This window comes from Pararhizobium sp. LjRoot255 (genome assembly GCF_964252905.1).
Classification (GTDB): domain Bacteria; phylum Pseudomonadota; class Alphaproteobacteria; order Rhizobiales; family Rhizobiaceae; genus Pararhizobium.
The window spans coordinates 3,236,933-3,260,272 of sequence record NZ_CAXUPQ020000001.1 but is presented as its reverse complement, the minus strand read 5'-3'; the positions used below and the strand labels follow the sequence as shown (position 1 = coordinate 3,260,272).

Sequence of the window (23,340 nt, the reverse complement as noted above, 5' to 3'; positions counted from 1 at the left end):
CGTTGACGACTGGGCCGATTTCACGGAGGCAACTATGAAATCCCTATCACTCGACACGACCAATGCGCTGTGCGGCGCGCTCTTTATCGCCACCGGCGGCTTCTTCGTCTATCAATGCCTCGGTCTTGAGCTCGGCACGGGGCTGAGAATGGGGCCTGGCTATTTTCCGCTGATCCTCGCCGTTATCCTGACTCTTCTTGGTTTCGTCATCCTGATCCAGGCGGCGCGTGTGCACGGGGAACCATTCGGCCCAATCGCTTGGCGCGGCATGCTGTTCATCCTGCCCGCGCCGATCTTTTTCGGGCTGACGGTGCGCGGCCTCGGCTTCGTGCCCTCATTGTTCTTCACCACGCTGATCGCCTGCTTCGCCTCTCACCGCATGAAGCCGCTGACCGCAATCGTGCTCTCGATCGCGCTGACGTTCTTTTCGGTCGGCGTGTTCAGTTACGCGCTCGGCCTGCCCTTCGTGCGTTTCGGCCCCTGGGTCAGATTCTAGGACATTATCATGGACCTTTTCAGTAATCTCGCACTCGGCTTCTCCACCGCAGGTTCGCCCGAAAACCTCCTGTTCTGCCTGATCGGCGTGCTGCTCGGTACGTTGATCGGCGTTTTGCCCGGCATCGGTGCCACCGCGACGATCGCCATGCTTTTGCCGATCACTTTCCAGTTGGAGCCCGTCTCCTCGCTGATCATGCTTGCCGGCATCTACTACGGCGCCCAATATGGCGGCTCGACCACGGCGATCCTGATCAACATGCCGGGCGAATCCTCCTCCGCCGTCACCGCCATCGACGGCTACCAGATGGCCCGCAAGGGCCGGGCCGGCGCGGCACTGTCGATCGCCGCCCTCGGCTCATTCTTCGCCGGGACCGTCTCGACTTTTCTGGTGGCGATCTTTGCCATTCCGCTCACCGGCATCGCACTGCAATTCGGGGCCGCCGAATATTTCTCGTTGATGGTCGTTGGCCTCGTCTCGTCGATCGCGCTCGCGCATGGCTCCATCGTCAAGGCGCTGGCCATGGTGGCGCTCGGCTTGCTGCTCGGCCTCGTCGGTACGGATATTTACACTGGCACGCCTCGCTTTACCCTCGGCATCCGCGAATATGCCGACGGATTGAACTTCGTCGCGGTCGCTGTCGGCGTCTTCGGCGTCGCCGAAATCCTGCGCAATCTGGAGGGCGAGAAGACCCGCACGGTGCTGATGGCCAAGGTCAGCGGCCTTTTGCCGACGCGCGACGATTTCAGGCAGATGTTCGCACCGGTCTTACGCGGTACCGTTATCGGTTCGGCGCTTGGCATCCTGCCGGGCGGTGGCGCCATTCTTGCAGCCTTTGCCTCCTATACCGTCGAGAAGCGGCTTTCCAATACGCCGGAGGAATTCGGCCGCGGTGCGGTCGCCGGCGTCGCCGGACCGGAGTCGGCCAACAATGCCGGTGCGCAGACATCGTTCATTCCGCTTCTGACCCTCGGTATCCCGGCCAATCCGGTCATGGCTCTGATGGTCGGCGCGATGATCATTCAAGGGATCGTGCCCGGCCCGAATGTGGCTATCGAGCAGCCGGCGCTGTTCTGGGGCATCATCGCCTCGATGTGGATCGGCAACCTGATGCTGGTCGTGCTCAACCTGCCGCTGATCGGGCTTTGGGTGAAGCTGCTCACCATCCCCTACTACGTGCTTTTCCCGATCATCATGGCCTTCTGCTCGATCGGGGTCTACAGCGTCAATTCCAACGTCTACGACCTCTATGCCGTGGCCTTCTTCGGCATCGCAGGCTACCTGTTGGTCAAGCTGCGCTGCGAGCCGGCGCCGCTGCTGCTCGGCTTCGTTCTCGGGCCGCTTTTGGAGGAAAACCTGCGGCGGGCGATGATCCTGTCGCGCGGCGATCCGATGACGTTCGTCACACGGCCGATCAGCGCCTTCCTGCTGTTGATTGCGCTCGCAGTCCTGGTCGTCGTGTTCCTGCCGGCCGTCAAAGCCAAACGCGAAGCGGTTTTCCAGGAAGAGGATTGATCTACCCGTCGCCGACACGCATGACCGGCTTGCCGGGCATACCGGTCATGCGTTCAACATCGCGGTTTGTCCAAAAACAAAGGCCGGTCTTCCGAGCCTTAACTGCGAATTTCAACCAGGATGCTCAAACGATGTGGAGCACCCTGCCTCCGGCTCAGCCTTAAAAACAGCCAAAAAATTCTAAGGAAAACGGCTGGAGAGCCAAGCTGTTCCTCTGCTTTCGAGGACCTGACAAAGATGTTTCAACCCTCACGAAGCATCATGATATTTGATGCATGAGATCAATTATATTCGCTTGAATGATGAATGGCCGTGCGGCATTACTCTTTCATGGTCGCGACCTTTTGAAGCCTCCCAATCAAAAGGAAACCACAACATGGCATTCTTCAGTCTAGAACATACACCCGATCCAAGGCATTCGTCCTTTGTGTCTGGCCTCGCGGGCCTGCGCGCTCGCGCCGTCGCATCCTGGCAGCGTCACCGCGCGGAGCGGGCTCTCGAAAGCCTTTCCTATGATACGCTCAAGGACATCGGCTTTCCGTCCATCGACATGGCGGAAGGCATGGCCCACAAGGATACGCCGGCCAAATGACGGATCGGACACCCGTAGCGGCCGAGGATGGTCCTCCGTGTCGAACAAATGTGAATGACGCTTGAAAAGGGCATTTCGACCATGATGGCGAAATGCCCTTTCCATTTTCCGGCTAGCAATCTCGAGGCACTGGCGCCGCCGTTCGGCATAGTCTGTTTCCGACAGGTTCGCCGCAGCAACGTATGTCGCAAATTGCAAACAGAACATCACAATGCGCGTTGGTGGCATTCCATGCGCCTGTAGATACAAGATTGGAATGCGACATTTTTGTCGTTCAGAGTGAAAAAACTGGGCGCTTTTTAGGACTCATGCCGATTTTCGCAGCAGATTGTTCGATGTCGCAAACATTTATTTCTTTGCAGTCGCTCGCGTCCATGCCAATGTCGTTTTCAGAAAAGCCAGATGCCGCTTTTCCGCGTGACAAATGCGACATCTGCGGCGCATGGAACCCTTTCAATGAACAAGCCATTGACCAAAAAACGTTCGCTCGTCTTCTTCCTGGTACCGAACTTTTCCATGTTGCCGTTTTCCGCGGCAATCGAAACACTTCGGATCGCCAATCGCATGCTGGGCTATGAGGCCTATACCTGGCGGCTCGCCTCCACCGACGGCACCCAGGTCCTGTCGTCGAGCGGTATCGGGCTTGAGGTCAACACCTCGCTTGCCGACGAACGCAAGTTCCTCGGCGGCGAGAACCGGCCCTCGATGGTTCTCGTCTGTTCCGGCATCTATGTGGAGGACTTCAACAACAAGTCGGTCAATGCCTGGCTGCGCGAAGTCTACAATCGCGGCGTCTCGGTCGGCAGCCTCTGTACTGGCGCGCATGTGCTGGCGTCAGCGGGTCTGCTGACGGGCAAGCGCTGTGCGATCCACTGGGAAAACCTGCCCGGCTTTGCTGAGAGCTTCCCGCAGGTCGATGTCTATGCCGACCTCTATGAAATCGACAGCAACATCTACACCTGCGCCGGCGGCACCGCGTCGCTCGACATGATGCTGAACCTGATCGACCAGGATTTCGGCGAGAACCTCGTCAACCGCGTCTGCGAACAGGCGCTGACCGACCGGGTGCGCGGCCCGCACGACCGCCAGCGCCTGCCGCTGCGTGCCCGCCTCGGCGTCCAGAACGCCAAGGTTCTGTCGATCATCGAACTGATGGAAGGCAATCTCTCCGAGCCGCTTTCGCTTCTCGAAATCGCCGACGGCGCCGGTCTGTCGCGGCGCCAGATCGAGCGGCTGTTCCGGCAGGAAATGGGGCGCTCCCCGGCCCGCTACTACCTGGAAATCCGGCTCGATCGCGCCCGCCACCTGCTGGTGCAATCGGCCATGCCGGTGGTCGAGGTGGCCGTCGCCTGCGGTTTCGTTTCCGCCTCGCACTTCTCGAAGTGTTATCGCGAGCTCTACAACCGTTCCCCTCAGCAAGAGCGCGCCGAGCGCAAACTCACGCTGCAGGCAGCGCGATAAAACACACGGTTCGATCTTCGGACCAGACATGACGGCGAAACCAGCCGCAGTTCAGGACACCATGGCCTTGAGAACGGTCCGTTCGGAAACGATCCGGTTACGGCCGTCATATTTAGCCATGTAAAGGAACTGGTCGGCGGCGTGCAGGTAGTTGTCGAAGGTTTCCGGCCCCTCGATCGTGGCAAGCCCGATCGATATCGTGATCGATAATTCCTCGTCATCGGCTATCACCTTGGCTCCCGCGATATCAAGGCGCACGGTCTCGCAGAAATCATGGGCAGCGGAGACGTCGAGTTCGTTGAAAAGGATGCCGAACTCCTCGCCACCGAGGCGGGCGAGCAGGTGCTCGTCTCCAACCAGCGCGCGAAGGCGTCTTGCCACCGCCTTGAGCACAAGATCACCAACCTCGTGGCCATAGGTGTCGTTCAACCGCTTGAAATGATCGATGTCGAGGATGGCGATCGAGGTCGTCCCGCCTCGCCGCAGGCATTGATCGACCATTCTTGGACCGTACTGGAAAAAGTAGCGGCGGTTGTAGATGTCGGTCAGATAGTCGCGAGCGGCAAGGCGGTGCAGGGCCTGGATGCGCTTCTGGATGTTTGCGACCTGAAACAGGCGGCCGTTGAACTCCTCAACGAAAAGGGGCTTCTGAATGAACTCCGTGCCGCCGCTCTGCAGGAACTTGGCGGCGTGGGCGCGATCGTCGGAGGCAGCGACGACGCTGACGGCATCCTCGTGATGTCGCTGACGAATTTCACCGAGCAGGCCGTAGGCCGTCATGTCGCAGAGCGCGATATCGCACAGCACCATGTCGATGTCGTCGCGGGCGTCGAGCAGGCGCAGAGCCTCGGCGCCGCTGCCGGCCTCGGTCACGTTGAATTGCTGCTGCCGCAGAAGCGCCAGAAGCTCGGCGCGCGAGGCCTCCTCGGAATCGGCCAAAAGAACATGGGTGCGCCCATTGGTCAGCGCCCGATCAACGACCGAAATGAGGTGACCGATGGAATCCGGCTGGTTCTTGATGACACAATCCACGACATTTCGATTAAGGACGGTGTCCCGAGTGCCATCATTGAACGAACCGGTAAACACGATCGCGGCGATGCTCCTGGAGATCACATAGTCCAACGCCTCGCAATTCGGCGCATCGGGAAGATTGAGATCGAGGACCGCGAGAGAAAATTCGCCATAGCCATCGTCCACAGCACTGCGAAGAGCCGAAAGCGACGAGCAATGGGTGACGGAGAGACCGTGGATGGTTTCCAGTGCGTATTTGAGCACCGTCGAGAACATGCGGGAATCCTCGACGAGGAGCATTCGCCGGCCCGAATGCTTCTGCACGCTGTTTCCCAGCCCCGACACTTTGCGAAAGCCCACGTTCCTGCCAGTCCCATATGAGCCGCAGGCGCCGCTATTGCTGAACGCTGGCTCTCAGATAACATTTTCACGATAATGGATTTTGTGAGCGGACTGACGCCGCTTCCCATCCTCGTCCCGTCACGCCATCAAATCCACTTGTGATTGCAAATTCGTTAATTGCTCATGCCTTACGGCAAAAATGACCACCCGCGTACGGGAAAATGTTACCGCTCAGTGCCCGATCTCAGGCCTTACGGGCAATTTTTGCACCCGAAGTCTGGATTTTCGTCAAGGTGTCGAGGTTTTGGTTGACGCGGCAGTAGAACTCCTCGTTGACGAACGGGCGCAGCATGAAATCGTTGCCGCCCGCCTTCAGGAACCGTGCCGACAGGAGCCGGTTGTCCGAGGACGAAACGCCGATGATCCGCAATTGATGTGGCCCATAGGCCGCGCGGATGCGGCGCGTCAGCTCAAAACCGTCGATATCGGGCATGTTGTAATCGGTGATGACCAGGCCGATGTCGGGATGCTTCTTCAGCAGTTCCAGTGCCGCAGCGCCACTTTCGGCGGAGCTCGTGCGGAAATTGTAGCGCTTCAACTGCGTCGTCAGCAGCGCGCGCGCCGTCGGGCTGTCATCGACGATCAGCACGTGGTGCCGGTGGTTCGTCAGGAACCGGCAGACGGATTCGGCCAGCATGTCGACGGCAAAAACGCTGTCCTTGATGACGTAGTCGACAATGTCCTGGGCGAGGATCGTCTCGCGCGTGCTTTCCTTGAAGGTGCCGGTGAAGACGACCGTCGGTACGCTCATGTCGATGAGGTAGGACAAAGCCTCGCCGTTCTCGGCACCAGGGAGATTGATATTGGAAATGGCAAGCGTTGCCGGAAAGGAGGCGTTTTCGACGGAAAACTGCAGTTCTTCATAGTCACGGCACACGATCACGTCGATGTCGAAAAGTTCCTTCAGCCGCTTGGAAACCATGGCGGAGAAGAGATTGGAGTCCTCTGCAAGCACAATGCGATGCTGCTGCAAGGATTCACCGGAATAGTACATTCCGGACACACCGAAAAATGACATAGATCGCCTATCTGAAAAGATTGTCCCCTAGGCCCAAGCTACGCAGAAAGGTTTTCGCAGTCGTTAATCGCTTGCTGAAATATACCAGGGATCGTCGATGGTATTATTTCACGACCGCCGAACCGTTGACGATCTCGATGGTTTCATCGCCCTGCAGGCCAATGCGGTCGCCGCTCGGCGTCGTGATGAAACAGCCGCTGGGGCAGATCGATTCCGTGCCGCCGGCACTGATTGCCACTTCCATACGGCTTTCGCCTTCAACGACAACAAGCACGGCAGCCTCACCGTCCGTGTTGGTCACGGTGGCGGACCACGCCGGCAGAGCTGTGAGTACAGTCAGAACACATGCACTTACGAATGTTTTCATTGCCCATCAGCGCCCCAGCGCCGCCCCTCTTGGCGTCTTGCGGTTCCAGGCGACGTACCCGGACGAGACGAGACACCCCTTCAGCCCGACTTCAACGTAACTCACGCCGGAAGAATTGCATGATAAATATTGCGGGTCGGCTGAATAGAGGCTGAATGGCCGCGTGGCTTGGGCTACGCAGCCATGAAAAAGCGCGCCTGCTCGGTTTCGGGCAGGCGCGCCAAGATCGTTGGCAGATGGTCTATCGAACCGTCTGGGAAGATCAGCTCCGCGGCTTCAGGTTCTGCGGATCGTAGAGCGGCTTGTAGCCGACACCTGCCACCTCAACCGGGAAGGTCTCACCGAAATACTCGACATTGAGCTTGCGCCCCTCCTGGCAATAGGCCCAAGGCAGATAGGCAAGCGCGATGTTCTTGCCGATCGTCGGGCCATAGGCGACCGAGGTCGTGTAGGAGCGGCGGCCGAGTTCGTCGACCAGCGTCTCGCCGGACGCGGGGTCCATGACCGGCATCGAGCCAACCGGATAGCGGGCCACGCCCTTGGCATCGACATTGTCGCTCATCACCAGCGTGCAGAGCATGGCCGGCTGATGATCGCGGGCCTTGTATTCCAAATGCTTGGCCTTGCCGCGGAAATCGGCTTCCTTGACCTTCGGGCGCGCAAGGTCGCACTCGATGAGGTTGTACTGGGTGATGAGGTCGGCGTTCTGCAGGCGCAGGCTCTTTTCCATGCGGCGCGAATTGGCATAGGTTTCGACACCGAAGGCCATGACGCCGGTGGAGCGCAGCGCGTCCCATACGGCGAGGCCATCCTCGTATTTCATATGCAGTTCCCAGCCCTGCTCGCCGACATAGGAGATGCGGAAAGCGGTGACCGGCTTGCCGCCGATCTCGATCTGCTTGATGGCGGCGAAGGCGAAGTTTTCCGGATCAAGACCGGCCGGATCAGCGACGACTTGTCTCAGCGTCTCGCGGGCATTCGGGCCCCAGATGCCGATGGTGATGAACTTCTCGGTCACATCGGTGATGGTGACGTCAAGGCCCCGGTCTTCGGCGACGCGGCGCATATAGTGGAAATCGCGCGGGCCGGCATCGGCGCCGTTGATCAGGCGGCAGCGGTCGGCCATGCGGATGACGGTGAAGTCGGCGCGGACCATGCCCTCATCATCGAGGAAGTGGGTGTAGATGCCCTTGCCGATATTGTTGTCGCCGCCGATCTTGGCAGCGCACAGCCATTCCAGCAGCTCGACATGATCGGGTCCCTCGATGTCCACCATGTGGAAATGCGAGAGGTTGACGATGCCGCAATCCTCGCTCATCGCCAGATGCTCGGCATTGGAGACACGCCAGAAATGGCGGTTGTCCCATTCGTTCTCGCGCACCGGCACGCGGTCGCCGTACTTCTCCAGCAGGTGCTCGTTGGCGGCGTAGCCGTGCGCGCGCTCCCAGCCGCCGAGCTCCATGAAGTAGCCGCCGAGTTCCTTCTCGCGCTCGTGGAAGGGCGAGCGCTTGACGCCACGGCTGGAGGCATAGGGTTCGCGGGTATGCACGGCCGGGAAGTAGATCTTCTGGGCAGCCTCGTAGCAGCGGTTGGCGATGAACTCTTCCGTCAGTTGGTGCGGATAGAAGCGTGCATAGTCGATGCTGTTATGATCAATCTCGGTGCGGCCATCCGTCAACCAGTCGGCGATCAGCTTGCCGTAGCCCGGGCCGTCCTTGACCCAGATGGCAACGCAGTACCAGAGGCCGCGTACCTTCTGGCTCTCGCCGCAGGACGGGCCGCCGGCGGCGGAGACCTGCAGCAGGCCGTTGAAGGAGTGGCCTTCGTTATAGCCGAGTTCTCCGAGGATCGGGGTGAGTTCCATGGCGCGCTCGAGGGGCTCGATGATCTGCTCCATATCGAGGTCGCGCTGCGAGGGCGACAGGCGCGCCTCGTGCTTCTCGAGCAATTCGCGCGGATGGCACATGCGCGGATTGTCCTTCTCGTAGTAACCCCATTCGATCTGACCGCCTTCGGTGGTCTTCGGGTCGCCGGTGTCGCGCATATAGGCGGAATTGCCCTGGTCACGCAGCAGCGGATAGCCGATTTCCTTGCCGGTACCTTCGAACTCGTTATACGGACCGAAGAAGGTCAGCGGGTGATCGACCGGCATGACCGGCAGGTCCTCGCCAACCATCTCGGCGATCAGCCGACCCCAAAGCCCAGCACAGACGATCACGTGATCGGCCATGATCGTGCCGCGATGGGTGACGACGCCCTTGATGCGGCCATTTTCGACGATCAGCGACTGGGCCGGCGTATTGCCGAACATCTGAAGCTTGCCCGACTTCTCGGCAGCATCGACCAGCTTGCCGGCAACCGTCTGCGAGCGCGGAACGACGAGGCCGGCGTCGGGATCGAACAGGCCGCCCATAACCTGATCTTCCTCGATCAGCGGGAACCTTTCCTTGATCTCGGCAGGCGAAACATAATGGGCGCGGGTGCCGAAGGCCTTGGCGGAAGACACCTTGCGCTTGATCTCTTCCATCCAGGTTTCATCGCCGGTACGCGCGACTTCAAGGCCGCCGATGCGGGCGTAGTGACCCATTTTCTCGTAGAAATCGATCGAATACTGCGTCGTCCAGACCGAGAGATAGTCGTGGCTTGTCGTATAGCAGAAGTCGGAAGCGTGCGCGGTCGAGCCGATGTCGGTCGGAATGCCGGACTTGTCGATGCCGACGATGTCGTCCCATCCCCGCTCGATCAGGTGATGAGCGATTGATGCGCCGACGATACCGCCCAGCCCGATAATTACGACCTTCGCCTTTTGAGGAAATTCTGCCATTGCTTGGACCCTGATTGAATACTGGAAGCGGACTTTAGGGCTTGGCCCTGGAGGAGTAGAGCCTGTCTACGACATAATCATCATGCTGCACGACCAGAGCCGCGCAGTCCACGGATGGGGACCAGTTGGTAACTGGGATGAGACGCTGGTGGTTGATCGCCGGGCTCTCAATCCCTGTCGCCCACCGCCTCGACGCTGACCCTGCGGGGCCGCCGCTGCGTGCCGCTGCGCTTGACCGGCTCGTCGACGACCGGTTTCTCAACGCCTTCTGCGGGCGCGGTCTGTTGCGCCGGCGTGTCCAGCGCCAGCTCGGGCATTGGCTCCTCCGGTTCGAGTTCATCCCTGGGAAACGGCGCCCCCAGCCCCTCTTCCCGGAAACGCTCGTAAATCGCCAGCCTGAGATCGTTGCGCACGCTGTTGCCATTGACGATATCGGCCAGATAAACGCGCACTTCGAAGGTCATGGTCGTTTCGCCGAAAGTCGTGAATACGGCCTGCGGCTCGGGGTTCTTCAATACCAGCGGATGGGCGCCTGCAATCTGCAGCAGCGTATCCATCACCTGCCGGGGCACAGCATCGTAGCTGACCGTCACTGGAATATCCGACCGGCCGAGCCTGTTGCGATGCGTCCAGTTACCGACGGAAGCGTTGATGAACAGGGAGTTCGGCACCATGATCGTCTGGCGCTGGAACGTCTCGATCTCAGTCGCGCGAACGGAGATGCGCCGCACAAACCCTTCCGTCGTGCCCGTCACCACCCAGTCCCCGACCTTGAACGGCCGTTCGACCAGCAGAATGAGCCCGGAAACGAAGTTGGAAACGATGTTCTGCAGACCGAAACCGACGCCGAGGGAAAGCGCACCGGCAACCAGCGCCAGGTTCGAAAGGTCGAGCCCTGCCGCCGAAATCGCCATCAGGCCGGCGAGCCCCAAGCCGAGATAGCCGACCCCGGTCTTCACCGAATTGCGAACGCCCGGATCGACGCGGCTGCGGGCCATGACACTGCCGTCGAGCCAGCGCTGGAACCAGCGGGTGACGACATAAACCGCGGCAAAAAGCAATATCCCGGCAAGAATGCCGGTAATGGAAATGGTGATGCCTCCGATCTTGATTTCCGTGAAAATACGGTACGCCCATGCCTGGATGTCGGCGATCTGGAAGCCCCACTGCAAAAGGAAGAGCGGGATGAAGAACAGAATAACCAGCGCATAGATGCCGAGACCGGCAACCAGTCCCGCCTGATCGAGAGCGATCTGCTCCATCCGGAAACGCTTTTCGAGATAGCGGCCAACGATCGTGTCGGCGAGCGCGTTCTGCTTGGCGACGGCCTTGCCCGTCAGGATGCCGATATACATCGTCACCAGGATCGCACCGGTCATGACGATCTGCGTTGCAACGAACCGGGCAAGACCAACGTACCCCGACAGCGCGGCAATGATGAGCGCAGCGCCGGTCAAAACGAACAGCAACCAAACGGCGCGCGGCCAGGGCGTGCCTTGACTATCCAGCGTTTTGCCGGCCGGAACGATCGGCTTGATCAACGACATGGCCATCAGGATCAGGCCGATGATGATCGACGCGATCAGGCTTTTGACGACAGTGAGAACGATCGGCGATCCCATCACCTCGCTGATCGTGCCGGCCAGATAATCGAGACCATTGACAACCGTCATGGCGAAGATCGACCAAACCAGCAAACGCGCACCGCGATCGGAAACGCGCACAAGGCGCCAGCCGCTCTGTCGGGGCGCAAGAACGGCGTTCGACAAGGTCGAGACAAACAGCAAGGCGACACAAACCGCCAAGGTGACCGAAACGATCGGCGCAATGTCGGGCCGCAGCACATTGAAATTCTGCAGGAAAAAGTAACTCGTCGTGGCAAAGGCCGCCATCGCCATAGTCGGTATCATCGTTGACCAGAATGCCACCGACAGGCGGGTGATGTAGCCCGGCTCTTCGCTCCGGACCTCGCGGTGGATGAACGGAGAAAACAACCGGCGCGTGCCTGCAAGCAGAACGAGTGCCGCACAGAGCGACAGGAACAGAGCCGAAAGCAATTGCAAACGCTTGAAGTTCCACGCGAAGGTCAGCCAGCTGCCGACCGTGCGCATAAATGTCTGGCGTTCCAGGTTGATAGCGGCGATCGCATCCATCACCATGGTCCGGTTGATATCGGTGTGCTTGAGCAGCGTATTGCTGAACAGAGCACGCCGCGTCGCCGTGATGCTGTTCGACAGTTTCGTTGCCTGGATCGACAGATCTTCAGCGGTGCCCGTCAGCGCGTTGATCTCGCCCCGCTCGGCGAGAAGGCGCTTGCGTTCCTGCGCCACGACTTCGGCCTCTGGCGGCGCGCCGTCGCCGGGCGGATCCCCCAATTCCGTCAATCGCGCCTTGAGTTCATCCAGACGCGGCCGGGTGGCGACCGAGGTCGCTATAATCTGCTTGGCCGTCGCATCGACCTCGACCTTGAGTTCGGCAAGGCGGCTATCGTTATCTTTCTCCTTTGACACAAGCTCTGCCAGCCGCGCCAGGTTCTTGCGGGCCGTCTCAAGTTGCTCGCCAGGCTGCGCCTGTGGGCTCGCTACCTCCTCAGCCTGCTGCGGAATGACATTCGCGGCCGGTTGCTGCGCCATGACGAGCGCGGGGGCTGCAACCATCCACAAGGACAGAAGGGTGGCAAAGAGTTTCGACATCATCGGCAATCACATTTTCCTTTTCCGGCGGCCGGCACTGCAAAACAGAATCGAAGCGCGGCTCGGACGGGTCGGCGTTGCATAGGCCGGGGCGCCGCCAGATGCAAAATCCGATTTTGGCGTTGCGGAGCAGTTGATCCTTCGCGCGCATCAGAACCGAGAACCCGGTTGCGACAGGAAGTCGATCTCCGCTGCCGTCGAGACGCGACCCAGAATCGCGTTGCGATGCGGGAACCGGCCGAATTTCCGGATGATCTCGCAGTGGCGGATGGCAAAATTGAGGTATTCGGCATCGCCAAGCTCGGTAAAGAGCTTCACGCCACGCGCCTGATCGACGAGATTTTCCGAATGCGTGAACGGTAGGTAGAGGAAGGCGCGCTGATCGACCGACATCTCCTGATCGACACCCGCGTCCAGCGCAAGGCTTGCTTCCCTCAGCGCCAGACCGTCTGTCGCAAAAGCCATCGGCGAGGCCCGGTACATGTTGCGCGGCATCTGGTCGAGGACGATCACGGCAGCAAGCCGGGTCTCCGGCGTCTCCCGCCATTCGGCTTCAACACCCCTCGAAAGCGCCAGATGCGTCGTGCGGAACCGCCGGTCGCATTGCTGGTCCAGCCCCGGAGGGGGATTGAACCAATGTTCGGGACGCAGTTCATCAAACCAGAACGACAGAATTTCGCCCGGTAAACATATGCCGGCGGCATCCGCCATGATCGCCTCCTTCGTCATCCGTTCGGAACCGCAAAGCGCCGCTATCGCCGCTGGACGGACATAGAAACGTGTTCTCGCTTTCCATGGCGCGCTTCGAGGTCAGGATTCCGCGCCTGGAAGTCCGCGCGGCTTTGGGAAAGCTTATCTCTTGCGCAGCAGGCCCGGCAAGGCATTCCCGCCCGGCCGATACTGCTGCCTGCCGGTTTCGCATGCAACTTCAGCGTTGCCGCGGCGCATCGCATCGTCACGCGCATTGGTCATCGCGTCGATCTCGTCGTAATCGCGGTTGGATTTTCCGATTTTCTGGCTGGTGGCGATCGCGGTTACCGAAAACCGTATCCATCTCCAGCGCTGGACGTATACGGGCGAAGGCGACGATGTCGGCGATCTTTTCCATCACGTCTTCGCGCCTCCAAGCCAGCCTCTGAGGGTTGGAATATATCCGCGCAAACACTATGTCCGCAGAAGCAGGGGATCAAAATATCCCCAGGGGGAATTCTGCGATGAAAAAGATAATCATTGCGGCCTTTGCCGCTCTGCTCGTGACGTCCTGCGCACAAACTCAATCCAACAGCGAACTTCAGCCGATAGCGGGCAGCATCACCTATGGCGGCCAGCCCCGAACCAAGTTGACCAAATCGCCGATCGGCAGCACGTTCAGTCACACCTTCCTCGACCCTGCCGGAAACGGCTGGAGCGAGACCTACCAGATACAACCCGATCGCTCGCTCAAGCTTATTGCAAGACGCAGATCCCTGGAGTTCACGCTGAACCCGGGCGGCCGATTGTAGGACGTTCCGGACGAGGGATGCTCAGATCACCGCTTTGCGCGCCCTGCCCCTGCCCCGGGTGAACGGATCGAGGCGATCTATGGCATTATAGTCGACCGCGTCGCTCAAGCATGTCGCCAGCAAAACATGGTTTTAGCGGCTTTGCCGAGGATTGACGTTCCGGAAGGCGCTGCGATGTGGTAGCCTCCCAGCAACGGCCAAGGAGCCTGAGGTGGCTTGAAGCAAATGATTTCGGCATTGGCCCATGCCAAGGGCAGGACTTTCTCCCTGTGATCCGGGAAAGGAAAAGTTCTGCGTTATAATATCCCACTTAATGAATAGAGTATGCCTGCTAACAACGGAGGTAGACATGCGAGCGAAACGACTCACGAATTTTTTTACGATGGCGATTCTCGCCAGCAGCATCCAGATCGGCGGGCTTGGTTTCGCATTTGCCGATACGACGCTCCTCAATGTCTCCTATGACCCGACGCGCGAACTCTACAAGGATTTCAACGCAGCCTTCGCTGAAAAGTGGAAGGCGGATACGGGAGAAACGGTGACGATCCAGGCATCGCACGGCGGCTCCGGCAAACAGGCGCGTGCCGTCATCGACGGGCTGGAAGCCGACGTCGTGACATTGGCGCTCGAGGCCGACATCGACGCCATCGCCAAGGGAACCGGCAAGATTCCGGCGGACTGGAAGACGAAACTCGAAAACAACAGCGCTCCTTATACCTCAACCATCGTGTTCCTGGTGCGCAAGGGCAATCCCAAGGGCATCAAGGACTGGGGCGACCTGGTGAAGGATGACATCCAGGTGATCACGCCGAACCCGAAGACCTCGGGCGGTGCCCGCTGGAACTTCCTGGCCGCCTGGGCATGGGCGCGCGCGGCCAATGGCGGCGACGATGCCAAGGCGCAGGAATATGTCGGCCAGCTCTTCAAGCATGTTCCCGTGCTCGACACCGGTGCCCGCGGTGCGACGACCACCTTCGTGCAGCGCGGTCTCGGCGACGTTCTGCTTGCCTGGGAGAACGAAGCCTATCTCTCGCTCGAGGAACTCGGCCCGGATAACTTCGATATCGTCACACCGTCCATCTCGATCAAGGCTGAACCGCCGGTCGCGCTGGTCGATGGTAACGTCGATGCCAAGGGAACCCGCAAGGTAGCGGAGGCCTATCTGCAGTATCTCTATTCGGACGTCGGCCAGAAGATCGCGGCAAAACACTACTATCGCCCCTTCAAACCGGAGGCCGCCGACCCGGAGGACATCAAACGTTTTGCCGATGTTAAGCTCGTGACTATTGACGAATTCGGCGGATGGAAGGAAGCTCAGCCAAAATATTTTGGGGACGGTGGGCTCTTTGACCAGATCTACAAGCCAGGACAATAAGACTTTATGAGCACACGCACAGCTTCGCTGTGGCAAATCAGACAGCCGAGCGTCATTCCGGGATTCGGATTGGCGCTCGGCGTTACTTTGTCATGGCTCACTCTCATCATTCTCATTCCTCTCTCCGGCCTCGTCTGGCGCTCCAGCGCCTTGGGCTGGGCAACCTTCTGGGAACTGGCCACCGACCAGCGCACGGTCAACGCGCTTCGCATCAGCTTCGGCACGGCCTTTCTTGCCGCGCTGATCAATGTCGTCTTCGGCGTCATCCTCGCCTGGGTCCTCGTGCGCTATCGGTTCCCCGGCAAGCGCGTCATCGATGCCATGGTCGACCTTCCGTTCGCGCTGCCGACGGCCGTCGCCGGCATCGCGCTGACGACGCTCTACGCACCGAACGGCTGGATCGGCAGCCTCTTGACGCCGCTCGGCATCAAGGTCGCCTTCACCCCGCTCGGCATCGTCTTCGCGCTCGTCTTCGTCGGCCTGCCCTTCGTCGTCCGGACCGTGCAGCCGATCATGGAGGAAATCGACAAGGAAGTGGAGGAAGCGGCGGCAACGCTCGGTGCCAACCGTCTCCAGACGATTCGACGCGTGCTGTTGCCGGGGCTCTCTCCCGCGGTTCTCACCGGTTTCGCGCTGGCCTTCGCCCGCGGTGTGGGCGAATATGGTTCCGTCATCTTCATTGCCGGCAACCTTCCTTACGTGTCGGAAATCGCGCCCCTTTTGATCGTCATCCGTCTGGAGGAGTTCGCTTATCCGGCCGCAACGGCGATCGCCGCCGTCATGCTTGCCATTTCCTTCGCCATGCTGTTGATCATCAACACGATTCAGGCCTGGAGCAGAAGGAGGTACGGCTATGGCGCATGATACTGTTACGCCCGGCGGTGGTACCGGAAACACCGAGCTGGTGCGGATCGCCACATCCGAACACAGGATGGCGCGCTACGGACTGATCGCTGCGGCGCTCACCTTCGTCGCCCTCTTCCTCGTCCTGCCGCTGGCGGCGGTATTCACCGAAGCCATGCGCAACGGTCCTGGCGAGTTCCTCACCGTTTTGTCAGATCCGGAAACCTTTGCGGCGATCAAGCTGACACTGCTCGTCGCTGGCATCGCCGTGCCGCTCAATCTGGTTTTCGGCATCGCCGCCGCCTGGGCAATCGCCAAGTTCGAATTCAAGGGCAAGGCGTTCCTCACCACGCTGATAGACCTGCCTTTCTCGGTTTCGCCGGTGATATCCGGTCTGGTCTTCGTGCTCCTGTTCGGCTCCCACAGCCTGCTCGGCCCCTGGCTGCAGGCCCATGGCATCCGGATCCTGTTTGCCGTGCCCGGCATCGTTCTCGCCACCGTCTTCGTCACTTTCCCGTTCGTCGCGCGCGAACTCATCCCGCTGATGCAGGAACAGGGAACAAGCGACGAGGAAGCGGCACTGTCCCTGGGCGCTAGCGGCTGGCAGACCTTCTGGCATGTGACATTGCCCAACATCAAATGGGGCCTGCTCTACGGCGTCCTGTTGTGCAACGCCCGCGCCATGGGCGAGTTCGGCGCGGTCTCCGTCGTCTCCGGTCATATCCGCGGCCTGACGAACACCATGCCGCTCCAGGTGGAAATCCTCTACAATGAATATAATTTCGTTGCCGCCTTCGCGGTCGCAACGCTTCTCGCCCTGCTCGCTCTCGTCACCCTCGTTCTGAAGTCGCTGCTCGAAATGAAATACAGTGCCCAGATCGCTGCCAGCCGCCGGCACTGAAAGGTCAAGTTTACATGGAAGTTCGCGTTCAAAACATACGCAAGGAATTCGGTCGCTTTCCAGCGCTCAACGACGTGTCCCTCGACATTCGCTCTGGCGAGTTGATCGCATTATTAGGCCCCTCCGGCTCCGGCAAGACGACGCTGCTGCGGTTGATCGCAGGCCTTGAGAGCCCGACGGAAGGCACCGTCTATTTCGGTAACGAGGACGCCTCGCGCAAGACGGTGCAGGAGCGCAACATCGGCTTCGTCTTCCAGCATTACGCCCTGTTCCGCCACATGACTGTGCTCGACAACGTCTCCTTCGGCCTGACGATCCGCCCGGCGGGACGCCGTCCGCCGAAAGCCGATATCCGCAAGCGCGCGCTGGAACTGCTCGACCTCGTGCAGCTGAGCGGCCTTGAAAAGCGCTACCCGGCGCAACTGTCCGGCGGCCAGCGCCAGCGTGTAGCGCTCGCCCGCGCCATGGCGGTGGAGCCGAACGTGCTGCTGCTCGACGAGCCCTTCGGCGCGCTCGACGCGCAGGTGCGCAAGGAACTGCGCCGCTGGCTGCGCGAAATCCACGACCGCACCGGCCACACCACCGTCTTCGTGACACACGACCAGGACGAGGCGTTGGAACTTGCCGACCGCGTCGTCGTCATGAGCAAGGGCAAGATCGAGCAGATCGGTACGCCGGACGAGATCTACGACACGCCGAACTCGCCCTTCGTCTTCGGTTTCATTGGCCAGTCGAACATTCTGCCAGTGCGCGTTGAAAACGGCCAGCTTTGGCTCGAAGACCGCTCGATCGGCGTCAGCGCACCGGGCGAAGCGGATGGGCCAGCGCAGCTCTATTTCCGCCCGCACGACATAGAAATGCTCGACGGCGGCGGCTGCATTGCCGGTATTGTCGTCCAGACGCGCCGCGTTGCCGGCACCCGCCACGTCGAGCTCGATATCGGCGCAGCCAAGACGAAGGTCGAAATCGAACTGCCCCCGGAAAAGGCAACCTCCGACCGGTCCCGCCTCGCCTTCAGGCCGACCCGCTGGAAACTGTTCCGCGACTGACCATACCGCAATAAGCTGAAAACACACCGGGGGCGCGCCCCCGGTGACGATGCCGCTTACCGCGAGCCACGGCATTTCCTGTTTCGCCACAAAATGCTGTTGCTTGGACACTTGATTGGCAGGAACAGCTTGATCCGCGGTATCAAGCCGTCGCATCCTGCCGGGCAATACGCCTGTTTTGATCGCTGCAGGGCCGAATGAACTACAGACGCGAAATCGATGGGTTGAGATCGGTAGCGGTCGTTCCGGTGCTGCTGTTCCACGCCGGTTTCCAGCGCTTCAGCGGCGGCTTTATCGGTGTCGACATCTTCTTCGTCATCAGCGGTTATCTGATCACCTCGATCATCATCGCGGAACGGGAAAAGGACACTTTTTCGCTGCTCAAATTTTACGAGCGCCGGGCCCGCCGCATTCTTCCCGTGCTCTTCTTCGTGCTGTTGTGCTCACTGCCGTTTGCCTGGGCCTGGATGCTGCCTGACCAGATGACGAGCTTCGCCACAAGCGTCATCTCCGTCTGCCTGTTCGCTTCCAACTTCTTTTTCTGGGGTGAGAGCGGCGGCTACTTCGCCGCAGCGTCGGAAGAGCAGCCACTGTTGCACACCTGGAGCCTGGCAGTGGAGGAGCAGTATTACCTGCTGTTTCCATTGTTCGTGATACTGGTCTGGCGCTTCGGCCGCCGGGCGCTCATCGGTGCCGTCGCGGCGATCGCGATCGCCAGTCTGCTGCTTGCCCAATATGGTTCACAGAATTTTGCGACGACAAATTTCTACCTGCCGAACACACGGGCCTGGGAACTGCTGGCCGGCTCGCTCTGCGCCTTTGTGCTGGCGAGCGGGCGACAATGCAAAAGCAACGTCCTGTCCCTGACGGGCTTGGCGATCATTGTCTTTGCGATTTTCGCCTATGATCAGGCGACACCCTTTCCGTCCCTCTATGCGCTCGCCCCCGTTCTCGGCGCCGCTCTGGTCATCCTGTTCGGCTCCACGGAAACGGTAACGGCACGGTTGCTCTCCATACGTCCCATGGTCGGAATCGGCCTGATCAGCTACAGCCTCTATCTATGGCATCAGCCGGTGTTCGCTTTCGCGCGCATCCGCAGCTTGACCGAGCCTTCCGCGCTGGCGATGGGCCTGCTGGTGCTCGGCTGTTTTCCCCTTGCCTACCTCTCCTGGCGATTCGTCGAGACACCGTTCCGCAAGGGCGCCAAAACAACACTTCTGCCACGGCCGGTCGAGATTCTGAGTGCTGCTGCGGTGACAGCCTTACTGCTCATCGGAACAGGCTTTTACGGTCTTTCCAATGGCGGCCTGCTATTCCGCCTGCCGTTGGAGGCGCAGGCTGCCCTTGCCCAGGAGCGTCATGACCCGATCATGGACACCTGTCTGTTCGACAAGGGCGAGGCATCCCTGCCCCATCCTGTCCGGGACTGCCTGACCAAACATTCAACCGGCAGCGGGACGATCCTGATCGGCGATTCTCACGCAGCCGCACTCGCCGGAGAAGCGCTCCGCGTCTTCGACGCAAATGACGCCGATCTCTATGTGATGACCCATTCCGCCTGCGTCGGCTTTTCCGGATTCTACGTTTCCAGTCCAAAATACCGCCTGCGCTGCAACTCCTTTTTCACCGGCATCGAAGACTACATCCGCAAGAGCGGCACTACGACCATTGTCCTGGCAAGTCGCTGGAGCCTGTATCTCGACGGCACGCCCTTCGACAATGGCGAGGGCGGCATCGAGCTTCTGAAGCCGACCTATGTCGATCTCTTCGATCGTCTGGGCGAGGCCACGAGCGAGGATGATCCGGCGCGCAAGGCCCGCGTGCTGAAACAGTATGTGGCGCATATCCAAACCTATCTCGATGCGGGCCGCAATGTGGTGCTCGTCTATCCAATACCCGAAGCCGGGTGGAACGTGCCCGAGCTTGTGGCGAAAAGCGCGATGACCGGACGCAAAAACCTGGAGTTCAGCACCAGCTTTGAACGCTATAGGCAGCGAAACCAGGCGGTCATCGCCGCCTTCGACGCGATCGCCCATCCCAATCTCTTCCGTGTGAAGCCCGCAGATTTCCTCTGCAGCACTTTCATCAAGGAGCGATGCATCAACAGCGTCAACGCCGACAGGGTTTTCTACTTCGACGACGATCACCTCTCAGACGCGGGCGCCGCGCTGGTCGTTCCGGCTCTGCTCGACGCGGTGCGAGCGATCGGGGAGCGGGACGCGGGACCGGCGCTGGCCAAGCAATAGCCCGCAATCGAGCTTATACAATTCCCCGTCTTAAATTCGCGCTAAACTGCGATCATCATCACGTAGTCGGGGCAAAGAAAAAACGGGTTGCAGCCGCCCCACGCAAAGGAGGAATCGCCATGGCGCACGCCGATATGCCTATGGACGTTCTCTGTGCCGAGGATATCGACACACTACGGCTCGTTTTCGATCAGTTTTGCGAGGCACATCACAGGGCACGATCGGACAGTGACATGGAAATCTGCGCCAACATCATGGTCCGGCTCTACCAGGGCGGTGAACGGGACTTCGTTGTTTTGACGGGAGCCTGCGAAGACGCCTTGCGGCGGGACATCGCCGTGGGGGAGTGATGGGCAAAAGGTCGCAACTCCGCTATCGGGTCTCCTCAGCGGCATTTTCCGGATCAACGACAAGCGGGTCCGGGGGCGTGGTGCTTTTGATGTTCTCGTCCGGAGCAAAATGCTGAACGACAAGGACGCTGAGGATCGAACCGACCACGAAGCCGATCACGGCGATCATGACTGTGCGAGAGGTCATGTCCGTTCCTCCCCGGGACGATATGCCCCTGCCCGGGCCGCGCCTTCCGCGGCGCGGGCCAGACTTTGCAAAATCAGCGTCTATTCATAAACATAGACGATCCGGCGGCTCTGCGGATCGACCAGGATCGGCCGGTCATTGACGCGGACATAGCTGTATCGGTAGTTGGGAACCGCAGAGATCACCACGTCGCTCGGCAAGGTGGCGCCAACCACGACTTCCCCGTCATAGGGAATCGTCTCCATGGGCGTGCGCTCGATATAGGTGATCACTTCGGGCGGCGGTACGATGGTTTCGCCGACCTTGCCGATCAATTCATCACCCGGGGCCGGATCGGCAGGGCCGACGATGCTGCCAGTCCGCTCGTAACTGACGATCGGCACACCGAGATCGACGCGGCGTTCCTGAACGATAACCGGCGCGCCATTGTAGTCCACGATCAGTTCCTGGGCGAAAACCCAGCCACGCATGCCATTGACGTCGATGCGGCACCAATTCTCGCCGTCCAGGCAGCCGTCAAGCACTGCCGAACTGCCGCGCGTCGCGACGCCGACGGAAGGATATTCCGTACTCGGCCCGGAATAGACCGTCAGGTCCGTCGCCGTCGTCGCCATCATGGCCGCTTGCGCGAGCCCTGCACCTGAAAGCAGCATCGCCCCAACGAGCAAGGGCTTTGAAATCCACCGCATGGTCTTTCTCCTTTGAACGGTGAATCCCAAACGCCTGACCCGTACCCAAGGTTCCGTGGATGCGTTTTACCGCTTTCACGAAGCTTGTTCAGCATCCCGGTTTATATTCGGACAGGACGTTTCTCCCGATGTGAGTCGATGGTTCTAAGACGCAGATGGATAGGTGTTGGCATGCCCGTTCTCCTTTTCTAACTGGAGCTTGCTGGCACTATTAGTATTGATGCGCGGACACCGAGCGGCCCGGCTCGGCCTCACTTAGTAGCTGGAATAAGAGAAAATGGTTGCGCAGGACTTCAGCGGACATAGTCGGCGCCGGTAATGTCGATGGTCGATCCAGTGGCATGGCGGCAGCGGCCGCTGGCGAGGAAGGCCACCATGGCGGCGACATCTTCGGGCGGGGTCACTTCGCGCAGGGGAAGATTCTTCGTCACTTCGCCTACGCCCACTGACGCGATGTGATCCTCGGCTATTGCCGTCCTGACCCAACCCGGCGCGAGTACGTAGGCCAGCACGCCGTCGGCGCCATAGCCCCGGGCGATGCCCTTGGTCAGTGCCAGGAGACCACCCTTGGCAGCACCATAGGCGAGATGCTCCGGCCCGTCACCGCGGTGGGATGAGCGCGAGCACATGTTGATGATGATTCCGCCCGCGCGCTCCGCGAAATGTCCGATGGCAAGGCGGCAAAGATCGGCCGGGGCCTGAAGATTGACCTGAAGGTTCGCCTGCCAGCCCTCGGCCCAGGCACTCGCATCCCCAAGCGGCGAGGCGACGTAGATACCTGCGTTGTTGACGACAACATCAATGCCCCATGGCGCCAGATCGAGCGCCCGTTGCCAGACCAACAGAGCACCCTCGGGCTGCATCAGATCGACCTGCACCATCTGCAGGCGTTCAGGGTAGCGCCCGAGCATCGACTGTGCTTCTGCCGTGCCGCGGCCAAAATGACCGATGACGGATGCGCCCTCGTGATGTAGCGCGGCCACAATGGCTGCACCGATGCCGCGGGTCGCCCCGGTGACAAGAATGGTTTTTCCGGCGAGCATTCGTTCCCCTTTCAAGCCACAGCCTGGGCGCCAGTTATCTCCACCAGCGAACCGCAAAGATAAGGAGCCTCGTTGGACGCCAGGAAGGCGACAAGTGCGGCGATTTCCTCTGGCTCGCCGATGCGCCCGAAAGGAACCAGCGCGTTCAGGTCAGCAAGACTGCGGCCGCTGCGCGCGAGGTTCGATTCCAGCATGGGCGTGCGCACCTCGCCGGGGCAGACTGCGTTAACGCGGACTTTTTGTGGCGCGTAATCGCGCGCGAGGTTCTGGGTGAAAGCGGCCACGGCCGCCTTGCTCGTATTGTAAGCTATATGACCGGGCGCCGGGTAAAGCCCCCATTGCGAGGCGGTATTGACAATCGATCCGCCGCCGGCCTCGATCATACGAGGTAACACCGCCTGGCACATGTGGAAAATGGCGTTGAGGTTGACCGTGAAGGAAATCTCCCAGTCTTGCTCGGTTAGATCAAGCAACGCCCCGCGTCGGTTTATGCCCGCATTGTTGCATAGCACGTCGATGCGCGCACCTGTCGGTGTGATCTGACTGACAAAGTCGTGAATTGCTTTTGCATCGGCGAGATCGACCGCCCGCCAGTCGGCACGCAAACCCTCGCTACGAAGTGCCTCGGCCAAACTGGATGCCGCCGTCCGCTCGGTATCAACGATCCAGACGAAAGCACCCTCACGGGCAAGGCGGTGGCAGATTGCGCTGCCGATTCCGCCTGCTCCACCGGTGACAACGGCCGTCTTACCCGTAAAACGTTGTATCATCGC

The 23,340-nt window shown here is 60.2% G+C and carries 21 protein-coding genes; 11 read left to right on the top strand and 10 right to left on the bottom strand.

Annotated features, from left to right (window positions below):
- Positions 1 to 34: 34 nt before the first annotated feature.
- The 4 genes from ACSQ2W_RS15645 to ACSQ2W_RS15630 all read left to right on the top strand — a co-directional run bounded on the left by ACSQ2W_RS15645 (position 35) and on the right by ACSQ2W_RS15630 (position 4,064).
- Positions 35 to 496, top strand: a complete 462-nt coding sequence (locus ACSQ2W_RS15645) for a tripartite tricarboxylate transporter TctB family protein (protein ID WP_436087076.1) — start codon at positions 35 to 37, stop codon at positions 494 to 496.
- A 9-nt stretch (positions 497 to 505) separates the two neighbouring features.
- The gene (locus ACSQ2W_RS15640; RefSeq protein ID WP_436087075.1) at positions 506 to 2,011 is read left to right on the top strand and encodes a tripartite tricarboxylate transporter permease; all 1,506 of its coding nucleotides are present in this window, start codon (positions 506 to 508) and stop codon (positions 2,009 to 2,011) included.
- 376 nt (positions 2,012 to 2,387) lie between these two features.
- Positions 2,388 to 2,603: a hypothetical protein gene (locus ACSQ2W_RS15635; protein WP_436087074.1), complete on the top strand. Its 216-nt coding sequence runs from the start codon at positions 2,388 to 2,390 to the stop codon at positions 2,601 to 2,603.
- A gap of 456 nt (positions 2,604 to 3,059) precedes the next feature.
- On the top strand, positions 3,060 to 4,064 hold the full coding sequence (locus tag ACSQ2W_RS15630; protein WP_436080959.1) for a GlxA family transcriptional regulator: 1,005 nt from the start codon (positions 3,060 to 3,062) through the stop codon (positions 4,062 to 4,064).
- A gap of 51 nt (positions 4,065 to 4,115) precedes the next feature.
- Here the strand turns inward: ACSQ2W_RS15630 and ACSQ2W_RS15625 are convergent, their stop codons facing one another.
- The 6 genes from ACSQ2W_RS15625 to ACSQ2W_RS15600 all read right to left on the bottom strand — a co-directional run bounded on the left by ACSQ2W_RS15625 (position 4,116) and on the right by ACSQ2W_RS15600 (position 13,093).
- Positions 4,116 to 5,402 carry a GGDEF domain-containing response regulator gene (locus ACSQ2W_RS15625; protein WP_436087073.1) on the bottom strand — a complete coding sequence of 429 codons (1,287 nt, stop codon included), beginning with the start codon at positions 5,400 to 5,402 and terminating at the stop codon, positions 4,116 to 4,118.
- Positions 5,403 to 5,664: 262 nt separating this feature from the next.
- Positions 5,665 to 6,498, bottom strand: a complete 834-nt coding sequence (locus ACSQ2W_RS15620; RefSeq protein WP_436087072.1) for a response regulator — start codon at positions 6,496 to 6,498, stop codon at positions 5,665 to 5,667.
- A 103-nt stretch (positions 6,499 to 6,601) separates the two neighbouring features.
- Positions 6,602 to 6,865, bottom strand: a complete 264-nt coding sequence (locus ACSQ2W_RS15615; RefSeq protein WP_436087071.1) for a hypothetical protein — start codon at positions 6,863 to 6,865, stop codon at positions 6,602 to 6,604.
- 262 nt (positions 6,866 to 7,127) lie between these two features.
- On the bottom strand, positions 7,128 to 9,689 hold the full coding sequence (locus tag ACSQ2W_RS15610; protein WP_436087070.1) for a GcvT family protein: 2,562 nt from the start codon (positions 9,687 to 9,689) through the stop codon (positions 7,128 to 7,130).
- 167 nt (positions 9,690 to 9,856) lie between these two features.
- Positions 9,857 to 12,346, bottom strand: coding sequence for a mechanosensitive ion channel domain-containing protein (locus ACSQ2W_RS15605; protein WP_436087804.1), 2,490 nt, complete (start codon positions 12,344 to 12,346; stop codon positions 9,857 to 9,859).
- Positions 12,347 to 12,532: 186 nt separating this feature from the next.
- A complete protein-coding gene (locus tag ACSQ2W_RS15600) occupies positions 12,533 to 13,093 on the bottom strand; it encodes a DUF924 family protein (protein ID WP_436087069.1) in 561 nt (186 codons plus the stop codon).
- A 503-nt stretch (positions 13,094 to 13,596) separates the two neighbouring features.
- Between ACSQ2W_RS15600 and ACSQ2W_RS15595 the strand changes: the two genes are divergently transcribed.
- The 7 genes from ACSQ2W_RS15595 to ACSQ2W_RS15565 all read left to right on the top strand — a co-directional run bounded on the left by ACSQ2W_RS15595 (position 13,597) and on the right by ACSQ2W_RS15565 (position 20,648).
- Entirely contained in the window at positions 13,597 to 13,884 is a 288-nt protein-coding gene (locus tag ACSQ2W_RS15595; protein ID WP_436087068.1) for a membrane lipoprotein lipid attachment site-containing protein, read from the top strand.
- Between the two features lie 349 nt (positions 13,885 to 14,233).
- Positions 14,234 to 15,259, top strand: coding sequence for a sulfate ABC transporter substrate-binding protein (locus tag ACSQ2W_RS15590; RefSeq protein ID WP_436087067.1), 1,026 nt, complete (start codon positions 14,234 to 14,236; stop codon positions 15,257 to 15,259).
- 6 nt (positions 15,260 to 15,265) lie between these two features.
- Positions 15,266 to 16,123: a sulfate ABC transporter permease subunit CysT gene (gene cysT / locus ACSQ2W_RS15585; RefSeq protein WP_436087066.1), complete on the top strand. Its 858-nt coding sequence runs from the start codon at positions 15,266 to 15,268 to the stop codon at positions 16,121 to 16,123.
- The gene (cysW, locus tag ACSQ2W_RS15580) at positions 16,113 to 17,003 is read left to right on the top strand and encodes a sulfate ABC transporter permease subunit CysW (protein WP_436087065.1); all 891 of its coding nucleotides are present in this window, start codon (positions 16,113 to 16,115) and stop codon (positions 17,001 to 17,003) included. The genes cysT and cysW overlap by 11 nt, the downstream gene beginning before the upstream one ends.
- A gap of 14 nt (positions 17,004 to 17,017) precedes the next feature.
- Positions 17,018 to 18,052, top strand: coding sequence for a sulfate/molybdate ABC transporter ATP-binding protein (locus ACSQ2W_RS15575; RefSeq protein ID WP_436087064.1), 1,035 nt, complete (start codon positions 17,018 to 17,020; stop codon positions 18,050 to 18,052).
- A 197-nt stretch (positions 18,053 to 18,249) separates the two neighbouring features.
- Positions 18,250 to 20,298, top strand: coding sequence for an acyltransferase family protein (locus tag ACSQ2W_RS15570; RefSeq protein WP_436087063.1), 2,049 nt, complete (start codon positions 18,250 to 18,252; stop codon positions 20,296 to 20,298).
- 119 nt (positions 20,299 to 20,417) lie between these two features.
- Positions 20,418 to 20,648: a hypothetical protein gene (locus ACSQ2W_RS15565; protein WP_436087062.1), complete on the top strand. Its 231-nt coding sequence runs from the start codon at positions 20,418 to 20,420 to the stop codon at positions 20,646 to 20,648.
- Between the two features lie 22 nt (positions 20,649 to 20,670).
- Here ACSQ2W_RS15565 and ACSQ2W_RS15560 read toward each other — a convergent pair whose 3' ends face one another.
- The 4 genes from ACSQ2W_RS15560 to ACSQ2W_RS15545 all read right to left on the bottom strand — a co-directional run bounded on the left by ACSQ2W_RS15560 (position 20,671) and on the right by ACSQ2W_RS15545 (position 23,334).
- Positions 20,671 to 20,835 carry a hypothetical protein gene (locus ACSQ2W_RS15560; RefSeq protein WP_436080939.1) on the bottom strand — a complete coding sequence of 55 codons (165 nt, stop codon included), beginning with the start codon at positions 20,833 to 20,835 and terminating at the stop codon, positions 20,671 to 20,673.
- Positions 20,836 to 20,915: 80 nt separating this feature from the next.
- On the bottom strand, positions 20,916 to 21,524 hold the full coding sequence (locus ACSQ2W_RS15555; RefSeq protein ID WP_436087061.1) for a DUF1236 domain-containing protein: 609 nt from the start codon (positions 21,522 to 21,524) through the stop codon (positions 20,916 to 20,918).
- Positions 21,525 to 21,817: 293 nt separating this feature from the next.
- Positions 21,818 to 22,567 carry an SDR family NAD(P)-dependent oxidoreductase gene (locus tag ACSQ2W_RS15550; protein ID WP_436087060.1) on the bottom strand — a complete coding sequence of 250 codons (750 nt, stop codon included), beginning with the start codon at positions 22,565 to 22,567 and terminating at the stop codon, positions 21,818 to 21,820.
- Positions 22,568 to 22,578: 11 nt separating this feature from the next.
- Positions 22,579 to 23,334, bottom strand: a complete 756-nt coding sequence (locus ACSQ2W_RS15545) for an SDR family NAD(P)-dependent oxidoreductase (RefSeq protein ID WP_436087803.1) — start codon at positions 23,332 to 23,334, stop codon at positions 22,579 to 22,581.
- Positions 23,335 to 23,340 lie beyond the last annotated feature (6 nt).

Excerpts from the sequence above, each read along its gene's own strand:
- ACSQ2W_RS15645 (WP_436087076.1), top strand. The coding sequence starts at position 35 with ATGAAATCCCTATCACTCGACACGACCAATGCGCTGTGCGGCGCGCTC.
- ACSQ2W_RS15640 (WP_436087075.1), top strand. The coding sequence starts at position 506 with ATGGACCTTTTCAGTAATCTCGCACTCGGCTTCTCCACCGCAGGTTCG.
- ACSQ2W_RS15635 (WP_436087074.1), top strand. The coding sequence starts at position 2,388 with ATGGCATTCTTCAGTCTAGAACATACACCCGATCCAAGGCATTCGTCC.
- ACSQ2W_RS15630 (WP_436080959.1), top strand. The coding sequence starts at position 3,060 with ATGAACAAGCCATTGACCAAAAAACGTTCGCTCGTCTTCTTCCTGGTA.
- ACSQ2W_RS15620 (WP_436087072.1), bottom strand. The coding sequence starts at position 6,498 with ATGTCATTTTTCGGTGTGTCCGGAATGTACTATTCCGGTGAATCCTTG.
- ACSQ2W_RS15615 (WP_436087071.1), bottom strand. The coding sequence starts at position 6,865 with ATGAAAACATTCGTAAGTGCATGTGTTCTGACTGTACTCACAGCTCTG.
- ACSQ2W_RS15610 (WP_436087070.1), bottom strand. The coding sequence starts at position 9,689 with ATGGCAGAATTTCCTCAAAAGGCGAAGGTCGTAATTATCGGGCTGGGC.
- ACSQ2W_RS15605 (WP_436087804.1), bottom strand. The coding sequence starts at position 12,346 with ATGGTTGCAGCCCCCGCGCTCGTCATGGCGCAGCAACCGGCCGCGAAT.
- ACSQ2W_RS15600 (WP_436087069.1), bottom strand. The coding sequence starts at position 13,093 with ATGGCGGATGCCGCCGGCATATGTTTACCGGGCGAAATTCTGTCGTTC.
- ACSQ2W_RS15595 (WP_436087068.1), top strand. The coding sequence starts at position 13,597 with ATGAAAAAGATAATCATTGCGGCCTTTGCCGCTCTGCTCGTGACGTCC.
- ACSQ2W_RS15590 (WP_436087067.1), top strand. The coding sequence starts at position 14,234 with ATGCGAGCGAAACGACTCACGAATTTTTTTACGATGGCGATTCTCGCC.
- cysT (WP_436087066.1), top strand. The coding sequence starts at position 15,266 with ATGAGCACACGCACAGCTTCGCTGTGGCAAATCAGACAGCCGAGCGTC.
- cysW (WP_436087065.1), top strand. The coding sequence starts at position 16,113 with ATGGCGCATGATACTGTTACGCCCGGCGGTGGTACCGGAAACACCGAG.
- ACSQ2W_RS15575 (WP_436087064.1), top strand. The coding sequence starts at position 17,018 with ATGGAAGTTCGCGTTCAAAACATACGCAAGGAATTCGGTCGCTTTCCA.
- ACSQ2W_RS15570 (WP_436087063.1), top strand. The coding sequence starts at position 18,250 with ATGAACTACAGACGCGAAATCGATGGGTTGAGATCGGTAGCGGTCGTT.
- ACSQ2W_RS15565 (WP_436087062.1), top strand. The coding sequence starts at position 20,418 with ATGGCGCACGCCGATATGCCTATGGACGTTCTCTGTGCCGAGGATATC.
- ACSQ2W_RS15560 (WP_436080939.1), bottom strand. The coding sequence starts at position 20,835 with ATGACCTCTCGCACAGTCATGATCGCCGTGATCGGCTTCGTGGTCGGT.
- ACSQ2W_RS15555 (WP_436087061.1), bottom strand. The coding sequence starts at position 21,524 with ATGCGGTGGATTTCAAAGCCCTTGCTCGTTGGGGCGATGCTGCTTTCA.
- ACSQ2W_RS15550 (WP_436087060.1), bottom strand. The coding sequence starts at position 22,567 with ATGCTCGCCGGAAAAACCATTCTTGTCACCGGGGCGACCCGCGGCATC.